Here is a 15152-nt window from a genome sequence, read left to right on the forward strand (position 1 = left end):
ACGCTTCGTCCACGGCAATCAGGGCCCCTAGGGTTCGGCTTGTTCGAGTACTGGATGCCCGCGACAAGAGATCAGGTGCAGTTCGCCGATATGCGAACATCCGGCGATGTTTAGTTGAGCCCTGGAAAAATGATGCCCTTTGCCACGGCGAGCCTGCCGAGCGCTTCTGCACCAGACATGCTGATGTGGCCGGGGTCATAGTAGACTGTCTCACCGTTGATGCGGTCGGTGCATAAACCGTCTTTGCAAAGGAGGTCAGTGAAATCGATATATGCCGCTCCAGCCTTCACAGCGGCGTCACGGACTTGCGAATTGATTCGATCGGTCTGTTGCCGGTCAGCGCTGGCGTCGCATGACAGAAGCGGTAGTTTTTGCTGCTTGCGGACGCATTCGGGATCAAACGATGGAAGTCGAGGAACCCGCCCTATCACAATAACACTTTTCCCAGCACCGACGAGCTGACGCAGCGATGCTTCAAATGCCTCAAGAAAACCGGCACCCCCTTGTGCCAAGTACGTGTCCCACGATGCAGAGATTATGATGCCGCTATAAGCGGACAGCATCGCTTGAACGAGTTGGGAGGATGATGCGCATGTTTCGCGTACCCGATTTGTGACGAAATCCTCTGCTCCGCCGAGGAGCGGAGGGCAACTTGCGTGAGCTATGTTTCTGAACCCAAAACCTTCGTGCAAAGCCAATTCACGTATCACTCCGACATAATGGCCGGCATTGGAATCACCCCACATCAATACGCTGGGTTCTCGCTCCGCATTGACGAGGCAGCGACGAAGTTTAGGAACGACATCTCGCAGCCGTCCGGCTTGACAGACATAGTCCGCATCGCTTGCGGGTTGAAAGGTAGCAAGGCGTTTATCGTCTTCTGGAGATATCCAAGGCACATGTCCGTTCACCGATATCATTAGGTAGGCTATCGCCACAGTTGCCGCTGTCGGCATCACGGCAAAGCGCACAGCAACGGCTCGAAGTGTTAACGTCGAATGGCGGCACGGAAGTTCAACCAGGCGATAGCTTGCGATCGCGAGAAGGATCATCACGACAAAAGACGTTACCTGCGCCTGCGCCGAAAGCTCCCCGACAAAATATCTCTGAAAAGCCAGAACAGGCCAGTGCCAGAGGTAAAGTGAATAGGAAATAAGGCCGACCAATCTCAAGGGCTGGATGGACAGGCATCGTGACCACGCTGTAGGAAGTCCGCCACTAGCCAAAATTGCAGCAGTCCCGAGTGTTACGGGAACGGCATTGAACCCCGGAAACGCCGAAGCAGCATCCAGCAGCCACGCACTACCGATGACTGCGGCAAGCCCTAAAGGCATCAACAGTCGGGCAGCTAAAAAGGAAACGGCCGGCAAGAATACCAGTGCGCCTCCAACCGCCAATTGAAAGGCGCGGCTGGGCAGCATGTAGTATGCCCATTCAAAGAGTCCGTTGCGAAGTTGCCACTCGCCTATGGCGATGCTGCCGACCACAACGAGGACAAGCAGGGCCAGCGTTTTCCTCGTCTTCAGCATGAGCAGAAGAGCGAGCGGCCATACGAGATAGAACTGCTCTTCGACCCCCAAGGACCACATATGCAAAAGAGGGACAGCGGCGCTGTCCGCTGCGAAATAGCTCGTGTCCAAGAAGTACGTAAAGAAGACGTTTGCGCCTGAGAGCGACGTAGCAATTGCCGACCAGGCCAGTTGCTGAACATCTTCCGGCAGCATGACGAGGATGCCAACGACCAAGGTGGTGAGCGTTACCGCGAACATCGCCGGGAAAATTCGCCGAAACCTTCGCCTGTAGAACTCGGCGAAGGAAAACCGATTCTGATCAACGTCTCGGACGATGATGCCGGTTATCAGATAGCCGGATATCACGAAGAAAACATCGACCCCGACATACCCGCCCGGGATCAGAGTTTCATTGATATGAAAGACCGTGACCAAGAGCACCGCAATAGCGCGTAGGCCGTCAATGTCTTTGCGGTATCGCGATGCGTGCAATTTGGATGCTCTATTGGGTTGGTCTCGGGGGGGCTTCTGCCACCAAACCGCGCCTAGCGTCTAGGCTGATCCCCAACGGAGACAGAATCTCTCGTCAAATTCCTCGGCGGGAGAAGTGAACGAAATATCATGCGCCGCGACGGCAGAACCGGCCTTGACCGACCGCCATCCTAGAATTTGCGGATCGCTTTGCCCGACTAGTATTTTGCTGGGCAAGCGCGTTTCGATGTGAAGAGATTTCGCAGATGGGCTTACAAGTCGGACGCCGCCAGAATGTCTAATTACCTTCTTGTCGTCCGGCGCCAAAAACCGAGTGCCATATACTGCGTAGCCTTTGTTGGCTCTCTCACTGGCTCTATTCTTCGCGGCCGTGCTGATAGGCTTGATCAGATCATGGATATCGATTGAAAACGACGAGCGATCGAAACGTATCGTCCTCTTCGCCTCAAAGCCTTCCCACATTCCTGTCACACCCGTAACCTCGTATCCGTCTGGATTTGAGGCGAAGCCTGTGATCTTCGAAGCGTTCCCGACGCGGCTTACGTCGCGGATGGCCTGCATACCGACAACATAAGGCAAGCTGTGCGCAGATGCCGAGCGCATGTATATCCGCATCGGGTCTTTCGGTTGATGAGCAAATAAGCCTCCGTCAATCAACCACTCTTCACCAAAGCCAAAAATCGATAAGGAAAGATCGTCATCTTGGCGATGAGATTGGCTTAGGTAGCCGCACTTGAAGGCACCGTGAACGGCGCGTGTATCCCAGCCGCTTCGGAAAAATGCCCACCCACTTTCTGGCAGCGATATTTTCGTTTCCTCTGGCTGCGGCAGTCTGCGAACGGTGAAATCCTGCGTGTCTCCTATGTGCGGCAACCTCCTATCGGGCCGAGTCATATGAGCTAGTATCACCTCGGCGCGCTCGACAAGGCCCGTGCCCTCAATTGGGCTGCCGGTGTATGCCTCCGCGAGCTCGTTGGCTGATTTAACCTGGTTGATGCCGAAATGATGGTAGCCTGTACTGTTCTCCACATGTCCCCCATCTGTGGCGAACGCAGTGCCGATTTCGTCTAGGATGCGCCCAGTTGCGATGCGATGCATCTTCGGCCGCTCAAGCTCATACCCACATTCGAATAATGCGAGGCTCTGGTCGAGGCCGTGATTGTTCCCTCGATTGTAGAACCCCTCGGTCATCAAGAGAAGTCCGTGCTGCAGACAAACCTCCTCCAGGAACTTAGACGATCGCTGCAGGTGAGTGCGCAACAGGAGCAAGTTCTGGAGGCGCAACGCGGTCCCGTGGTCATGCCATGCCATATTCGTCTTTTGGCGAGGCGCATCACTAAATAGCCGCCACCATTTGTCGAGTAGCTTCGCAGAATGTAGGCCCCCGCTACTCGAGTTATGCTTCCGGTCATAAGCGATGAGGCTTGGAAGAAAGGCAAACTGATGCAGCTTCCACTGAAGCGTTCTCGGCAAGCGCTCGATATCGGTCCACATCGAATCTGTAATTATCGTGGTATCGAAACCGCGGACGCCCCATCGCCCAGTGTCGAGGAAGGCTTTGCCGTCATCGGCGTCCGGCTCAATGTTCAAGAAGCGTTGCTGATGCCATTTTGAAGGACGATGCTGAGGGAAGCTGAAGCGCCGGAGCCGGGCAATGAGATTTCGGAACATACTGACCTGGTACGCGATCTGCTAATGTCAGGAGTCAAGCTGAAGAGCGCTGAGAAGCGTGTGCGAGACGGTTTCTGTGTAATGGAATGGCGAGCGCCCCCATCGGTGAGTAGTGCTGCCGACAAACGATTGAGCATCATAACTAACTCGCTCGACAGATTCGGGGATTTCTCGATACAAGCGTGCCAAATGTGCGTTGCCTTCTGAAACTAGGACGCGGTCGAACTCGGCACCACTGTCGTCTGATGCAGCCCACCAAACTTGGTTGAGTACGACCCTGGTCCCCCGCTTCGCGGCAATCGCCAAAAGGTCGTTCAGCCCGTCTTTCCACCACTGGTGCCTAAGTTCGTCCGACGGTCTGATAAACTTGGCACCTGGAGCATTAGCGACCCCCGTCTTGCGAGCCTCCGATGAGTATGTGCATCTTGCCGCGCCAATTTTTACTAGCGAGAACCGCTCATCAATCAAATCGAGAAGCACCAGGTCGTATTGCGCGGTTTCTAGAAGCTGGCGAAGCTTTTTTGATGCGTCAATCTGCACAAGGCGGCGCTGAAATTTGCTTTCGAGTGCGGATTCGATACGCTCATTTGTAAGCCATGGAAACGGCTCGCCAAAAGCGCTCGCCAGCGATGTGCGCGCGACGTAGTCCGTAAGCGTCGCACGAGAGGTGAAGTTGAAGGCGTCTCTGCTGACGCAGCTTCCAACGATGAATATGCGCACCGGGTTTCCGAGGTTTGCTGACAAGATGTACAGCTTCTGATGGAAAAGCCGCAGCTCATCAAGTGAGAAGTCAGCACCTCTCGTTGAGGGAGGCGCCGTCGATCTGAAACGTGACGATTGAACGACGTCACCACCGCTTAGCCTAGCCAAAATTTCGAAACCTTCAATCACCCGGCCACACCGGGGGAAAGGACACACGTCATGTCGACATCTCTGCTCATGGCCGTCGATGCCGATGTTGCCCACGAGGTAGCGTCGCACGAGGCGCTCGTGCGCCAGACCTATCTCGACAGCGTCGGCGTCAAGACCTGGTGCGTCGGCATGACGAACGCGACTGGTCACCGCGTCGAGCGCTACATCGGCAAGCCGCAGACCGTGCAGCACTGCATGAACATCTACGCCTGGGCGCTGTCGAATTACGCCGGCCAGGTGCGCGAAGCATTCAAGGTCCGGCCACTGACGAAGGCGCAGTTCGCCGCGGCGGTCTCGTTTCACTGGAACACCGGCGCGATCGGCCGGGCGGCTTGGGTCCGTTACTGGCTGCGCGGCGAGGACGAGAAGGCGCGCAAGGCCTTCATGAACTGGATCACGCCAAAAGAGATCGCCGGCCGGCGCGCCAAGGAGCGGGACCTGTTCTTCGACGGCATCTGGTCGAACGACGGCACGATGATCGAATTCACGCGGCTGCGCGCGAACATGGCGCCCGACTGGTCCTCGGGCAAGCGCATCGACGTCTCGGCCGAGCTCGCGCAGGCCTTCGCTTTGCCGCAGGCAGTCGTGCTCGACGAGGCGCCGCAGCCCGACGCCGTGCCGGCCGGGCCCACCCTGTCGCCAGAAGGAGGTGAGCCAACCGGTCCCGCAGTTCCCATCATCGAAGAAGAGGATGACACCATGCCCGCACCTGTTGGCCACAATGGCGGTCCGGCGCTCGAGCCTGGCTGTGAACACACGCCGCAGCCATCTCCAGTCGAGCAATCGGCCAAGGCTGTCGGCGCTGGCAAGTGGGCAGCCATCGCCGGCGCGCTTTGGACCGCCGTCGTCGCGGCCGACGTGCTGCCGGCGGCGTTCACCACGCCGGAGTTCATCGCTGCGGTCACCGCCTTCATCGGCGCGGCTGCGGGCGCGATCGGTGCCTACCGTGCACCAAAGAATGCGGAGCCCGGCTGATGCTCGAGCCTAAGAATGCGCCTGAAAAGCTGCAGGAACTGCCCGAGGCGACGCGCAAGTTCCTTGCCGGCCTTCGACCGGACGAGGTGGAGGCGCTCAAGGTTGTCGTTGCCCAGTCGGCCGACGACATCAAGGTCTGGTTCAAGATGGTTCGCGACATCCGCACGGTCGGCCGCTTCGGCTACTGGCTGGTCGTGACGGTCGTTTCGATCTTCATCGGCACCGTCGTCCTCTACGAATATATCCTGAAAGCGTGGGGCTTCCTTAAGGGAGGGCCGTCGCAATGAGCCATGTCTGGAAGATCGTGGCCGGGCTGATCCTGGTGCTCGCTGGCATCGGATCGTTCAATATGGCGCTCTGGGTCACCGATCGCGCGCCGCCGATTCGATACGAAAGCGCACGCGCCATTACGACGTTCGTGCGGCAGGGCGGGTCGATCGAAGTCGAGTTCGAGGTATTCCGCGAGCGCGTCTGCCCGATCGATGCAAAGCGCTGGCTATACGACAGTCAGTGGCGCCGACATTCGATCCCGAGCTTCACAACCGGCATGGAACTGCTGGCGGGGCGCGAGACGTATCGGCGCTCAATCACGATACCTGATGCAGCGACAACGGGACCGGCGTATTATCAGGTCGTGCTCGATTACATCTGCAATCCGCTGCAGCGCATTCTGAGCTGGCCAGTGCGGGTGTATTCGCCGCCAATCAAGTTCGAGATCAAGGGCAAGAACCCATAGACTGACCGCGTAGAATTGCCTCACAAGGGCTGGCCCCGTCGTCTCTCCGGAGATGGCGGGGCCTTTTATGCGTTCACGGGCGAATATCCACGTTGGCGCCGCACGACCATCTCGCGTGCCTCGATAAGCGCCATCTCCAGGAGGAAGGCAAGGAAAGCCTTTCGCGCGGCCTTGGCCTTCATGAGAGCAAGTTCGATCAGTCGAGTGTCGTCGGTCATCGGTCATACCTCCCAATGAACATGCTAAGTTTCTAATGCTAAGGAGGTCTTGGATTTTTGCGCCAACTCGCCTGGCATTTGCGGATATGTCGTGCGCCGGCGTTCCTGAATTCTCGTCCGGGCCTCAAATGCCAGAAGCGCGGTCATCTTCCAGCTTACCCAGGACAGCCTTGCGCGCCGCCGCATCGTGCCCGATCGCCTCGTGGAGCGCGCTTTCGAGCAGAAATTCGAGAATCTGCGCGTCAATATCGAACGCCAGTTTGCGCGCTTCCATGATGTGTCGGGCGATCTCGATACGTCTGGGGTCCAAAGGCGCGATCATGGCTGCCCTACCTCGACGAGTTTATGATCGGGCAGGGGTCTTTGCAGCGATTTCGCTTCGTCCCACGGCGCGCGCAGCCAGACGTCGATCGCTTCGGGTGTCGTGAGGATAACCGGCATCGCCTTCGGATGAATCGGCGCCACAACCGCATTCGGCTCAGTCGTCAGAAAGGCGAAGATGTCCGCGGTCACCATTCCCTCCTTTGCCTTGCGCACGCTCGTCCAGGTCGTCCACATTCCGGCGAAAGCGAATAGCGGCCTGGTGTCGTCAATCGCAAACCAGTGCAGCGGCAGGCGGCCATCAGGCCCGCGGGCCTTGCCGTACTCGCTGAACGAGGTCGCCGGGACCACGCAGCGGCTCTCCACGCCCTGCCACGGGCGCCAGTGAGGCGAGGACAGGTTACGGACGTTCGTCGTGCCGGCATCCGGCTCGATCGCGAGCAGCCGCTTGAACTCGTCCTCGTCGACATCCTTGCCTTTCGCACGCAGCTTTTCGACCCGCTTCACCGTCGCGTCGAAGATCGCCTTCTTCGACGATGGCATTCCCCAGCGGGCACGGACCAACTCGCGGCCGATGGCACCCTCGCGAACGATCGGCGCGGGATAGTCGGGGTAGATGTTCTGCGGCTCAAGGTTGCCGACGCTATTGGTCATAGCTCGGGTCAGCTCGAGAATGGCCTGTGGGCCGATCGTGATGTTGTAGAGGTTACACATATTGAATGTCTTTCACCGGCGGTGAGGGTCGTCAACTGGAGGCGGCCAGAATGGCCGTCGTCGCGACATCGACACGTCCGGCCCGACGTGGAGGGTCTGCTCGACCGGCCGGCAAATGACGCGCTTACCCGACCCTGGCTTGAAATGTTTAGGGTCGAATCGCCATCCGTCGCAGAATCTGATGATCCTGTCGGCGATCAGCGGATCGCGTAGGTAGAGCACCACAAGCTGTTCCCCATTATCGTCAATTGAGCCCTGTCCGCGCCGCGCGGTGTGCCGACCCATCCACGGGATCAACGGTCCCCATAGGTCTCGGGGCACAACAATGCAGATCGGCCAGTCCCGTTTGACGTGCGACAGCCGGAGTTCACCCTTGCGTATGACCATCGGTCGCGATCGTTGGCTGCCAACCGCGGGTAAAGCCCGAGCTCACAGCCAAGCTCGCCAGTGCGAGTTCATGGCGCAGTCGCTCGATCTCGATCATTGCGGTTTCCAGCGCGGCGCGCATATCGCCGGCATGCTCGATGATCATCCAGTCGACATCGTCGGATTCGACGACAGGGGCAGGGCGCGGCATGAAACCTCCGGGCAATAGGAGATCGATCGCGACGCGGTCGGGGCGCCGGCGCGGCATCAATCTCGATTGGTGATGTTCCTAGAATGTTCTCGCTGGCCGGGAGAGTCAATCCGGAAAGGATTGCTGTCCTATCGTTGCCTCAATTCTGGTGAGAAGCGGTGCGGGGCAGCCGGGGGATTTCTCAGTAGTTTCAAGGGACCGATTTGGAAACCCGGTGCGGGTGCGGGGTGGATTTTGTCGAGCGTTTCCGGCACGTTGGCGAAAATCGCCGCAATACAGTCAAGACTCCCACTATCGCGCTCAAGCAGCGTCTGAATCGCGATTGCGCCGTCCGGACACGGGCGGCCACGGAGCGTCAACTCCGATAGCGGCGGCAATGGTTGGCGCCATCCGCCCAGCACCTCGATGGGATAAATGCTGCACCCGCGACCCTTTCGGGCGGCAGAAGGCTGCAGCGGCAATCCTTAAGGAAATGATGATGTCCCAGGAGGAATTTTCCTTCCAGGCGGTGGAGCCCGTGCGCCCGCCGGCAAGCTATCTCGGTGGCAAGAAGCTGCTCGCGCAGCGTCTGGCCGCCATCATGGAGCAGATCCCGCACTCGCTTTATGTCGAGGTCTTCGTGGGCATGGGCGGCGTCTTCTTTCGGCGCCGGCTCGTGCCGAAGGGGGAGGTCATCAACGATCGAGCTGGCGACGTCGCCACGCTCTTCCGGATCCTCCAGCGCCACTATCCTCAGTTCATGGACATGCTCAAGTTCCAGGTCACCTCTCGGCGGGAGTTCGAACGTCTGTCGCGATGCGACGTGTCGACGCTCACCGACCTCGAGCGAGCTGCCCGGTTCCTCTATCTCCAGAGACTTGCCTTTGGTGGGAAGATCCACGGGCGATCGTTCGGCGTCGACGCGGGTGGAGCGGCTCGGTTCAACGTCGGCCGCCTCGGGCCCGTCCTCGAGGAGGTGCATGAGCGTCTCGCCGGCGTGGTGATCGAGAACTTGGACTGGCGGGATGTGCTTGATCGCTACGATCGGCCGGGCGCACTGTTCTATCTCGACCCTCCATACTTCGGTTGCGAGGGCGACTACGGGAAAGAGCTGTTTGCTCGAGCCGACTTTGCCGACATGGCAGCGCGCCTGGCTGAACTGAAGGGTCGCTTCATCCTGTCACTGAACGACGTGCCGGAGGTCCGAGAGATATTCTCGCGCTTCCAGATCGTCGACGTGCCGATGACCTACACGGTCCGTGGCGGTGTTGGAAAGGACGTGCGCGAAGTCATCATCATGAGGGCAGATTCGCCGTTGCCGGCCAATCTTCCGGCCGATGCGAGGTGCTCATGATGCTGCGGCAGAGCGGCCAATCGGTGCGGAAACGGTGCAGCGCTCGGTGCAATTCAGGAATGTCGGGGCCTAGCCCTTGAGTGTCTTGGTCGGAGTGGCAGGATTTGAACCTGCAACCCCCTCGTCCCGAACGAGGTGCGCTTGCAGCGACATCGAAGCGCCGACATTGCCTATTTACTCGGTTTCGTCGGACTTGGGCGGGATTGTGGCTGGCGCGTCGTAAAGCCGATCTATGAAGTAGTATAGACCGTGGAACGTGGTGACGACCATGTGGCTGGTCGCGACGAGAAAAATGGATAGCGAAATGTCGCCCACCCACAACGGCACCCAAGCTCGTATCACATCCGCTGAGACCACCATTAGGATGGCGCTGAACGAGAGCGACAGTGCAAGCAGCGATAAGTAGCCGAACATGGCGGTTACATACTCGCGACGCGTCAACGCGCGGTCCTCCCCGTCTTCGCGCACGAAGACTTGGCCGAACTGCATGACTTCGTCGAGCCCCTGCAACGCGCCAGAGAATGAAGCCACGCCGACGAGTGCGGCAATGTAGAAGCCTGTCAGAACGCCTGCGAACGCTCCGAACCGATCGACGAATCCGCTGGGTCCAAAGAAGTTCGCTGGGGAAAGCCAGAACGGCAAGCTCAGCGCAGTCGCCAAAAGAACGACCGGAATCGCATCACGCCAAATGAGGCGCTGTCGCGCTTCATTTTTTAAGGCTAGGTATCGGAGCGGGTAGGAAAAGATGAACAAGATCACCCTCCAGCTTTGATTGCTACCGCCTTCTCTACAACCTGATCAACAATGTCGACAGCGCATGCGGCCAAGGGGAGCGGAAAGTCGACCTGATCAGATCGTACAAAAAGAATCTCACGCGCTTCCTGTTCTTTTTCGAGGCGAACGGTCCTTTTTCGCTTGTCCGAGAACGATATATCGACGTTGAATTGATGCCATCCGGCATCTTTGGCTCTCGTTAAGAGCGAAGATATCCGCGCCTTGAAATTTTCAGCTGTCACCACCTGCTTCACTCGCAGCCGCATCGTTTCGTTTGTCGGTTCGAACATGCCGTCGGCGTCGGCGAAGGGAGCCACCGCAGGACGCGTGAGTGTGACGAAGTCGATCTGACCATCTTCCAGAGCCTTTTCCATTGTCTCCGACTTCAGACCTTCAGCCTTGACGAAAGAGTAGCTCTCTTTTTCGGTTTTCCCTTTTTTGAACGGATAGGTGTATTCGGCCAGAGCCCTTCCCATAATCTGGCGAATGACACCCATGCTGATCCCAGGAATTTCTTCGAGTACCGCCCGATAAGTACCACGTCGAATAGCGGGTTCGCGGATGACGAGATGAGCCGATACGGACTGTTCCTCGTTCGCCGCTTTGGTCGACGTTCTCACAGTCACGATCCTTGCGCCCGCCGCGTTTCCTGCGGAGGCCTGCGATCGAGCCTTCGTGCGATAGGTAGGCTCGGCGGCGTCCGGGCTGGCTCGGTGAAACAAAAGCACAAGAGCCCGGTCGGCGGGTCGATACTTGACGCTCATCAATTCGACGATATCGCCGTTTGACTGAACTTCCAGCGCGGTTTCATCGTCTACACGCTTTTGCAGCGCATCCCGGATGCTGTAGTTGCGATCGTCATGATTGAGCGGCAGGAAGGCGGCATCCTTGTGTCGCGGCGCTACCGTGATGTCATACTGACGAAAAAACCGAGAGAACTTTTCAAGAAACATGACCCCACCTCCACAATCACTGCGAGTAATGCGGTTCTCACGAGCATTGTAAAGCGCTGACCCTTGGGACGGCCTGGTCGGTTAACAGAGTTTCGAACCTCAATGCCGTCGCGCTCCCATTCGCACGCACCAGCCAGATGTCCTGACTGCTTCGAGACATAGGCGGAACACGGGAGTGACACGACAGGTCGGCAGTGACACAAGGGCTCTGAAAACGCAGGGCTTCTAGGTGCTTCCCAAGCTGCTGACTGGGTGGCCGAACTGCGCAGATTCCAACGAGCAGGAGATCTGCTGCTCGGTTTCAAATTAATGCTCAAAAGGCACCGAAGTGGCCCTTTGGATGTTGAAACCGATCCAGGGAATTTTTGGGAATCGTGCCGGCCTGTCACGCCGGAGGTCGCGGGTTCGAGCCCCGTCACTCGCGCCATTTCTTTCAGCAAATCGCTGTCGAAATGTTTCAACTCGTCTCTCACGCCAGGTTCCGACTTCGCAATTCTACGGCTGTTCTTCCCCGCCGGTCTCGACCTGCGGGGCGATCTCGTCCGTCGCCTCGGGTTCCGGCTCGCGCGCCTGTTGCGTCAGGAGCAGCAACACGAGCGCAATCCCCGCCAGCACTTTCCAGAATCCTGCCGCCAGTCGCTTTCCCGGATCGTTGATCATCGTACGACTGTCCCGCGCGTTTAGCCCTCATGCAATGCTCAAAACGAAAAAGGCCGGGCTTGCGGCCCGACCTCTAAAGTCTCGACGGCGGTGCCAGTACATCCGTGGTCACCGGCCGGAGACGATCTCTCGTAGAACCATAGATGGGAATCGATTCCCCATCCTGCAAGGGGTCATCCGCGCGGGCGTCGTCGCTCCCGGCGATTTCCCTCGCCTCCGCTTTGCGAGGCAAGCTTGTTGCGCATCGGGCCGATCCGCGCCTCGATCGCCTCGACGTTCGGGCGCTCGCCTTTGGTGTGGCCGTCGATTGCCGCGCGCATAGCGGCCAGATGCCCGAACGACGTGCCGCAGCAGCCGCCGACGATCCGCGCCCCGCCGTCGACCGCCAGCCGCGCATAGTCGGCCATCAGTTCCGGCGTGCCCGAATAATGGATCTCAGAGCCGCGGAATTCGGGAATGCCGCAATTGCCCTTGACGATGATCGTCGCGTCGGGCCGCGCCGCGCTCATGTCGAGGAGCGAAGCAAGGATGTCGGACGCGCCGACGCCGCAATTGGCGCCGACCGCGACGGGATGCTGCGCAAGCTGGTCGCCGACCTCGTGGATCGCGTCCGGCGCAAGGCCCATCATGGTGCGGCCGGCCGTGTCGAACGATCCGGTATAGGTATAGGGCAGGCCGACCTTGATCGCGGCCTCGGCCGCCGCCTTGATCTCGTCCGGTGCCGACATGGTCTCGATCCACGCGACCTCGGCACCGCCGGCCTTCAGCCCCTCGATCTGCTCGACGAAGGCGGCAACCGCCTCGTCATAAGTCATCGCGCCGAGCGGGACGAGCAGTTCGCCGGTCGGCCCGACCGAGCCCGCCACGATGACGCGCCGTCCGGCTGTGTCCGCGACGCCGCGCGCGATCTGCGCCGCCTTGCGGTTGATCTCGTGCACGCGATCCTGCGCATGGTGCAGCTTCAGCCTGTGCCGCGTGCCGCCAAAGGAATTGGTGAGGATGATGTCGGCGCCCGCATCGACGAAGCCCTGATGCAGCGCCTCGATCTTCTCCGGCGCGGTCTCGTTCCAGAGCTCCGGCGCATCGCCGGCCTCAAGGCCCATCGCGAAGAGATTGGTGCCGGTGGCTCCGTCCGCGAGGAGGACGCCTTTCTCGGCGATCAGGGCGTCGATCGGATTTTCCATGGAAGGTCTCGATTTGTTGCTTGCCGAAGATATAAAGAAATCTTTATATCTGGTCAATCGATCGGGGCGTCCGCCAGTTGCCGGCAATAGGCGGCGGCCTCGTGAGAGTTGATTTCGGCCGCGCGAATGAGGTTGTCGAAATGCCGCGTCAGCGTGCGCACCGGCGTCACGGCGTTCAGCACCAGATACATCTCGCCGACATAGATCGCCGCACGGATCTGCCCGAAGATCGTGTAGGGGATCGAATAGCGCTGGCGCCCGTCATACAGATAGAGCCGGAAGCTCGGATAGAGGTCGTCGATCAGCCGCGCCATATGCGAAAGTTGCTCGCGCCGCTCGGTCTCAGGTAGCCCGCTCCACACGCCATTTCCCTTGGCGAAGATTTCCAGCATGTGGCGCGGCATGCAAACCTCCATGTCCGTCTCCGGCCGCCGGTTGTAGTCGATCCGGTAGTCCTTCTCGTCGATCTGGCTGTCGCGGTTCTTGCGCGTGATCCCCGCCTCGTAGTCGATCACGGCGTCGGTGCGCAGAAGGTCGGGAATGCCCGCCGGCACGTAGCGGATCTTGGTCCCCGCCGCCTCCGCATGCCACGCCGCCAGCAGCGTGCGGTCGAAACTGCCGGTGCCTTCTTCGATCTCGAGGCTCTCGCGGATCTCCGAGGCCAGCCCCTCATCCTGGCTGATGCCGAGCAGCCAGTCGAGCGAGACATTGTAGGTCGCAGCCATGTTGAGCAGCGTTTCGGCGCGGGGCAGGCGCGTCGACTGGCCCGATAGAAGCTGCGACAGCGCCGACCGATCGATCCCGACGCTAGCGGCGAAGGCCGACTGGTTCTGCCCGCTGCGCGCCAGCATCAGCTTCAGCCGCTCGCGGAAGAGTCGGGAAAGGTCGCGCTTGTCCATGCGGCAGCATATCGCATTTGTTGACCAAACAAAACATCTGCGGCGTTCGGGTTTCACTATCAACGAAATATGCGCAAAGTCACATTGGTGTGAGCCTCATTTGATGTCAGCATGATGTCAGCAGGATCGGGGGATTCGGCGGTTCGGATTTGGGGCGGGACATGGAGATGAAGGAAATCGACAGACGGTCCGCACGGCGCTCTCCAGCGGCGATTGGCGCCGTGGAATGGCCGACCGTCACGTTGATCGCAGGCTGTTATAGCGCCTGGCTTGCTGCCGGTACGATCGGCTGGATGTTCGCGCCCTGGCTGGCCATCATCGTCCTCACGACCGCAGTCGCACTCCAGTCCTCACTGATGCACGAGGCCGCCCACGGCCACCCGACCCGCAACGGGTTCGTCAATGAAGTCCTCGTCGGCCTGCCGATCGGCCTCGTCTATCCCTATCGCCGTTTCAAGAAGCTGCACCTTTGCCACCACGCAGACGAGCGGCTGACCGATCCATTCGACGATCCGGAAAGCTACTATCAGGCCTTCTGGAGGCATGAGACACTGCCGGATTGGCTGCGTGGGCTCCTGTCGTTCAACAACACCATGGTCGGCCGTTTCCTGATCGGCCCCGGTCTGTCGAATGTCGCATTCCTCGCGTCCGACCTGAAGCTCCTGCGTGCCGGCGATGTCGGCGTACAGCGCGCCTGGCGGCATCACCTCGTCGGCCTCGCCGTCCTGGCGCCGATCCTCGTCTTCGCGTTCGAGATGCCGCTCTGGCTCTATCTCGTGCCGGTCTATCTCGGCCAATCGCTGATCGCGATCCGGACCTTCGCCGAGCATCAATGGTCGGAACGCCCGGATGGCCGCACGATCATCGTCGAGCGTTCCCCGATGGCATTCCTCTTCCTCAACAACAATCTCCACCTCGTCCACCACAAGCAACCGACCGTGCCGTGGTACGAACTGCCACGCCTCTTCCGAGCCCGGCGGGAGGAGTGGGTGCGCATGAATGGGGGCTACGTCTTCCCGAATTACCTCGCGCTCTTCCGCGCCTTCGCCTTGAAGCCGAAGGAGCCGATCGTCCACCCCGTCCTGCGCCGCCAGCCCGAACAGGGGAGGGCATTTCGCCCGCGCATCCGTGCCCGCTCCGTCCACGGCCTCGGCACGGCGCCCGTCCCGGCCGAGCCATCGACCGAGTAGGGGCTTGCATCCCGCCTTTGCGGCATCCGATA

18 protein-coding genes are annotated in these 15152 nt (G+C 59.6%); 6 read left to right on the top strand and 12 right to left on the bottom strand.

All coding sequences use genetic code 11. The features are described 5' to 3' along the window. Nucleotides 1–110: 110 nt before the first annotated feature. The gene (locus tag ACT6QU_RS02270) at nucleotides 111–2003 is read right to left on the bottom strand and encodes an acyltransferase family protein (protein ID WP_444563217.1); all 1893 of its coding nucleotides are present in this window, start codon (nucleotides 2001–2003) and stop codon (nucleotides 111–113) included. Between the two features lie 60 nt (nucleotides 2004–2063). After that, the gene (locus ACT6QU_RS02275; RefSeq protein WP_444563263.1) at nucleotides 2064–3497 is read right to left on the bottom strand and encodes a heparinase II/III family protein; all 1434 of its coding nucleotides are present in this window, start codon (nucleotides 3495–3497) and stop codon (nucleotides 2064–2066) included. Here ACT6QU_RS02275 and ACT6QU_RS02280 point away from each other — a divergent pair. Beyond that, nucleotides 3447–3617 carry a hypothetical protein gene (locus ACT6QU_RS02280; protein ID WP_444563265.1) on the top strand — a complete coding sequence of 57 codons (171 nt, stop codon included), beginning with the start codon at nucleotides 3447–3449 and terminating at the stop codon, nucleotides 3615–3617. The two genes, ACT6QU_RS02275 and ACT6QU_RS02280, sit on opposite strands and share 51 nt — an antisense overlap. An 84-nt stretch (nucleotides 3618–3701) precedes the next feature. On the opposite strand, the gene ACT6QU_RS02285 is transcribed toward ACT6QU_RS02280, so the two are convergent. Beyond that, a complete protein-coding gene (locus ACT6QU_RS02285) occupies nucleotides 3702–4565 on the bottom strand; it encodes a DUF6270 domain-containing protein (protein WP_444563218.1) in 864 nt (287 codons plus the stop codon). A 30-nt stretch (nucleotides 4566–4595) separates the two neighbouring features. Here ACT6QU_RS02285 and ACT6QU_RS02290 point away from each other — a divergent pair, with 30 nt between their 5' ends. From ACT6QU_RS02290 to ACT6QU_RS02300, 3 genes are read left to right on the top strand one after another with little or no spacing between them, the layout of a single operon-like run. Then, nucleotides 4596–5561 (top strand): lysozyme, encoded by a 966-nt coding sequence (locus ACT6QU_RS02290; RefSeq protein WP_444563219.1) that lies wholly within the window; start codon nucleotides 4596–4598, stop codon nucleotides 5559–5561. Further along, the gene (locus ACT6QU_RS02295) at nucleotides 5561–5848 is read left to right on the top strand and encodes a hypothetical protein (protein ID WP_444563220.1); all 288 of its coding nucleotides are present in this window, start codon (nucleotides 5561–5563) and stop codon (nucleotides 5846–5848) included. Before ACT6QU_RS02290 ends, ACT6QU_RS02295 begins: the two co-directional genes overlap by 1 nt. Next, nucleotides 5845–6297 (top strand): hypothetical protein, encoded by a 453-nt coding sequence (locus ACT6QU_RS02300; RefSeq protein WP_444563221.1) that lies wholly within the window; start codon nucleotides 5845–5847, stop codon nucleotides 6295–6297. Before ACT6QU_RS02295 ends, ACT6QU_RS02300 begins: the two co-directional genes overlap by 4 nt. Before the next feature lie 65 nt (nucleotides 6298–6362). Here ACT6QU_RS02300 and ACT6QU_RS02305 read toward each other — a convergent pair whose 3' ends face one another. From ACT6QU_RS02305 to ACT6QU_RS02320, 4 genes are all read right to left on the bottom strand, one after another. Beyond that, nucleotides 6363–6515 (bottom strand): hypothetical protein, encoded by a 153-nt coding sequence (locus ACT6QU_RS02305; RefSeq protein WP_444563222.1) that lies wholly within the window; start codon nucleotides 6513–6515, stop codon nucleotides 6363–6365. Nucleotides 6516–6639: 124 nt separating this feature from the next. After that, a complete protein-coding gene (locus ACT6QU_RS02310) occupies nucleotides 6640–6837 on the bottom strand; it encodes a hypothetical protein (protein WP_444563223.1) in 198 nt (65 codons plus the stop codon). Next, nucleotides 6834–7550, bottom strand: a complete 717-nt coding sequence (locus ACT6QU_RS02315) for an SOS response-associated peptidase (RefSeq protein ID WP_444563224.1) — start codon at nucleotides 7548–7550, stop codon at nucleotides 6834–6836. Before ACT6QU_RS02315 ends, ACT6QU_RS02310 begins: the two co-directional genes overlap by 4 nt. A gap of 367 nt (nucleotides 7551–7917) precedes the next feature. Then, nucleotides 7918–8127, bottom strand: coding sequence for a dehydrogenase (locus ACT6QU_RS02320; protein WP_444563225.1), 210 nt, complete (start codon nucleotides 8125–8127; stop codon nucleotides 7918–7920). A gap of 478 nt (nucleotides 8128–8605) precedes the next feature. Between ACT6QU_RS02320 and ACT6QU_RS02325 the strand changes: the two genes are divergently transcribed. Continuing rightward, nucleotides 8606–9460: a DNA adenine methylase gene (locus ACT6QU_RS02325; protein WP_444563226.1), complete on the top strand. Its 855-nt coding sequence runs from the start codon at nucleotides 8606–8608 to the stop codon at nucleotides 9458–9460. Between the two features lie 174 nt (nucleotides 9461–9634). Here the strand turns inward: ACT6QU_RS02325 and ACT6QU_RS02330 are convergent, their stop codons facing one another. The 5 genes from ACT6QU_RS02330 to ACT6QU_RS02350 all read right to left on the bottom strand — a co-directional run bounded on the left by ACT6QU_RS02330 (nucleotide 9635) and on the right by ACT6QU_RS02350 (nucleotide 13930). After that, nucleotides 9635–10213, bottom strand: a complete 579-nt coding sequence (locus ACT6QU_RS02330; protein ID WP_444563227.1) for a hypothetical protein — start codon at nucleotides 10211–10213, stop codon at nucleotides 9635–9637. A gap of 2 nt (nucleotides 10214–10215) precedes the next feature. Next, nucleotides 10216–11187 carry a hypothetical protein gene (locus tag ACT6QU_RS02335; RefSeq protein WP_444563228.1) on the bottom strand — a complete coding sequence of 324 codons (972 nt, stop codon included), beginning with the start codon at nucleotides 11185–11187 and terminating at the stop codon, nucleotides 10216–10218. A gap of 495 nt (nucleotides 11188–11682) precedes the next feature. After that, nucleotides 11683–11847: a hypothetical protein gene (locus ACT6QU_RS02340; RefSeq protein WP_444563229.1), complete on the bottom strand. Its 165-nt coding sequence runs from the start codon at nucleotides 11845–11847 to the stop codon at nucleotides 11683–11685. Nucleotides 11848–12020: 173 nt separating this feature from the next. Next, on the bottom strand, nucleotides 12021–13031 hold the full coding sequence (gene bmt / locus ACT6QU_RS02345; RefSeq protein WP_444563230.1) for a betaine--homocysteine S-methyltransferase: 1011 nt from the start codon (nucleotides 13029–13031) through the stop codon (nucleotides 12021–12023). A 53-nt stretch (nucleotides 13032–13084) separates the two neighbouring features. Next, complete coding sequence (locus ACT6QU_RS02350; RefSeq protein WP_444563231.1) at nucleotides 13085–13930, bottom strand: helix-turn-helix domain-containing protein; 846 nt, start codon at nucleotides 13928–13930, stop codon at nucleotides 13085–13087. Nucleotides 13931–14091: 161 nt separating this feature from the next. On the opposite strand from ACT6QU_RS02350, the gene ACT6QU_RS02355 reads away from it, so the two are divergent. Next, nucleotides 14092–15120, top strand: a complete 1029-nt coding sequence (locus tag ACT6QU_RS02355; protein ID WP_444563232.1) for a fatty acid desaturase — start codon at nucleotides 14092–14094, stop codon at nucleotides 15118–15120. Nucleotides 15121–15152 lie beyond the last annotated feature (32 nt).

It is taken from the genome of Aliihoeflea sp. (assembly GCF_052435475.1).
Classification (GTDB): domain Bacteria; phylum Pseudomonadota; class Alphaproteobacteria; order Rhizobiales; family Rhizobiaceae; genus Aliihoeflea.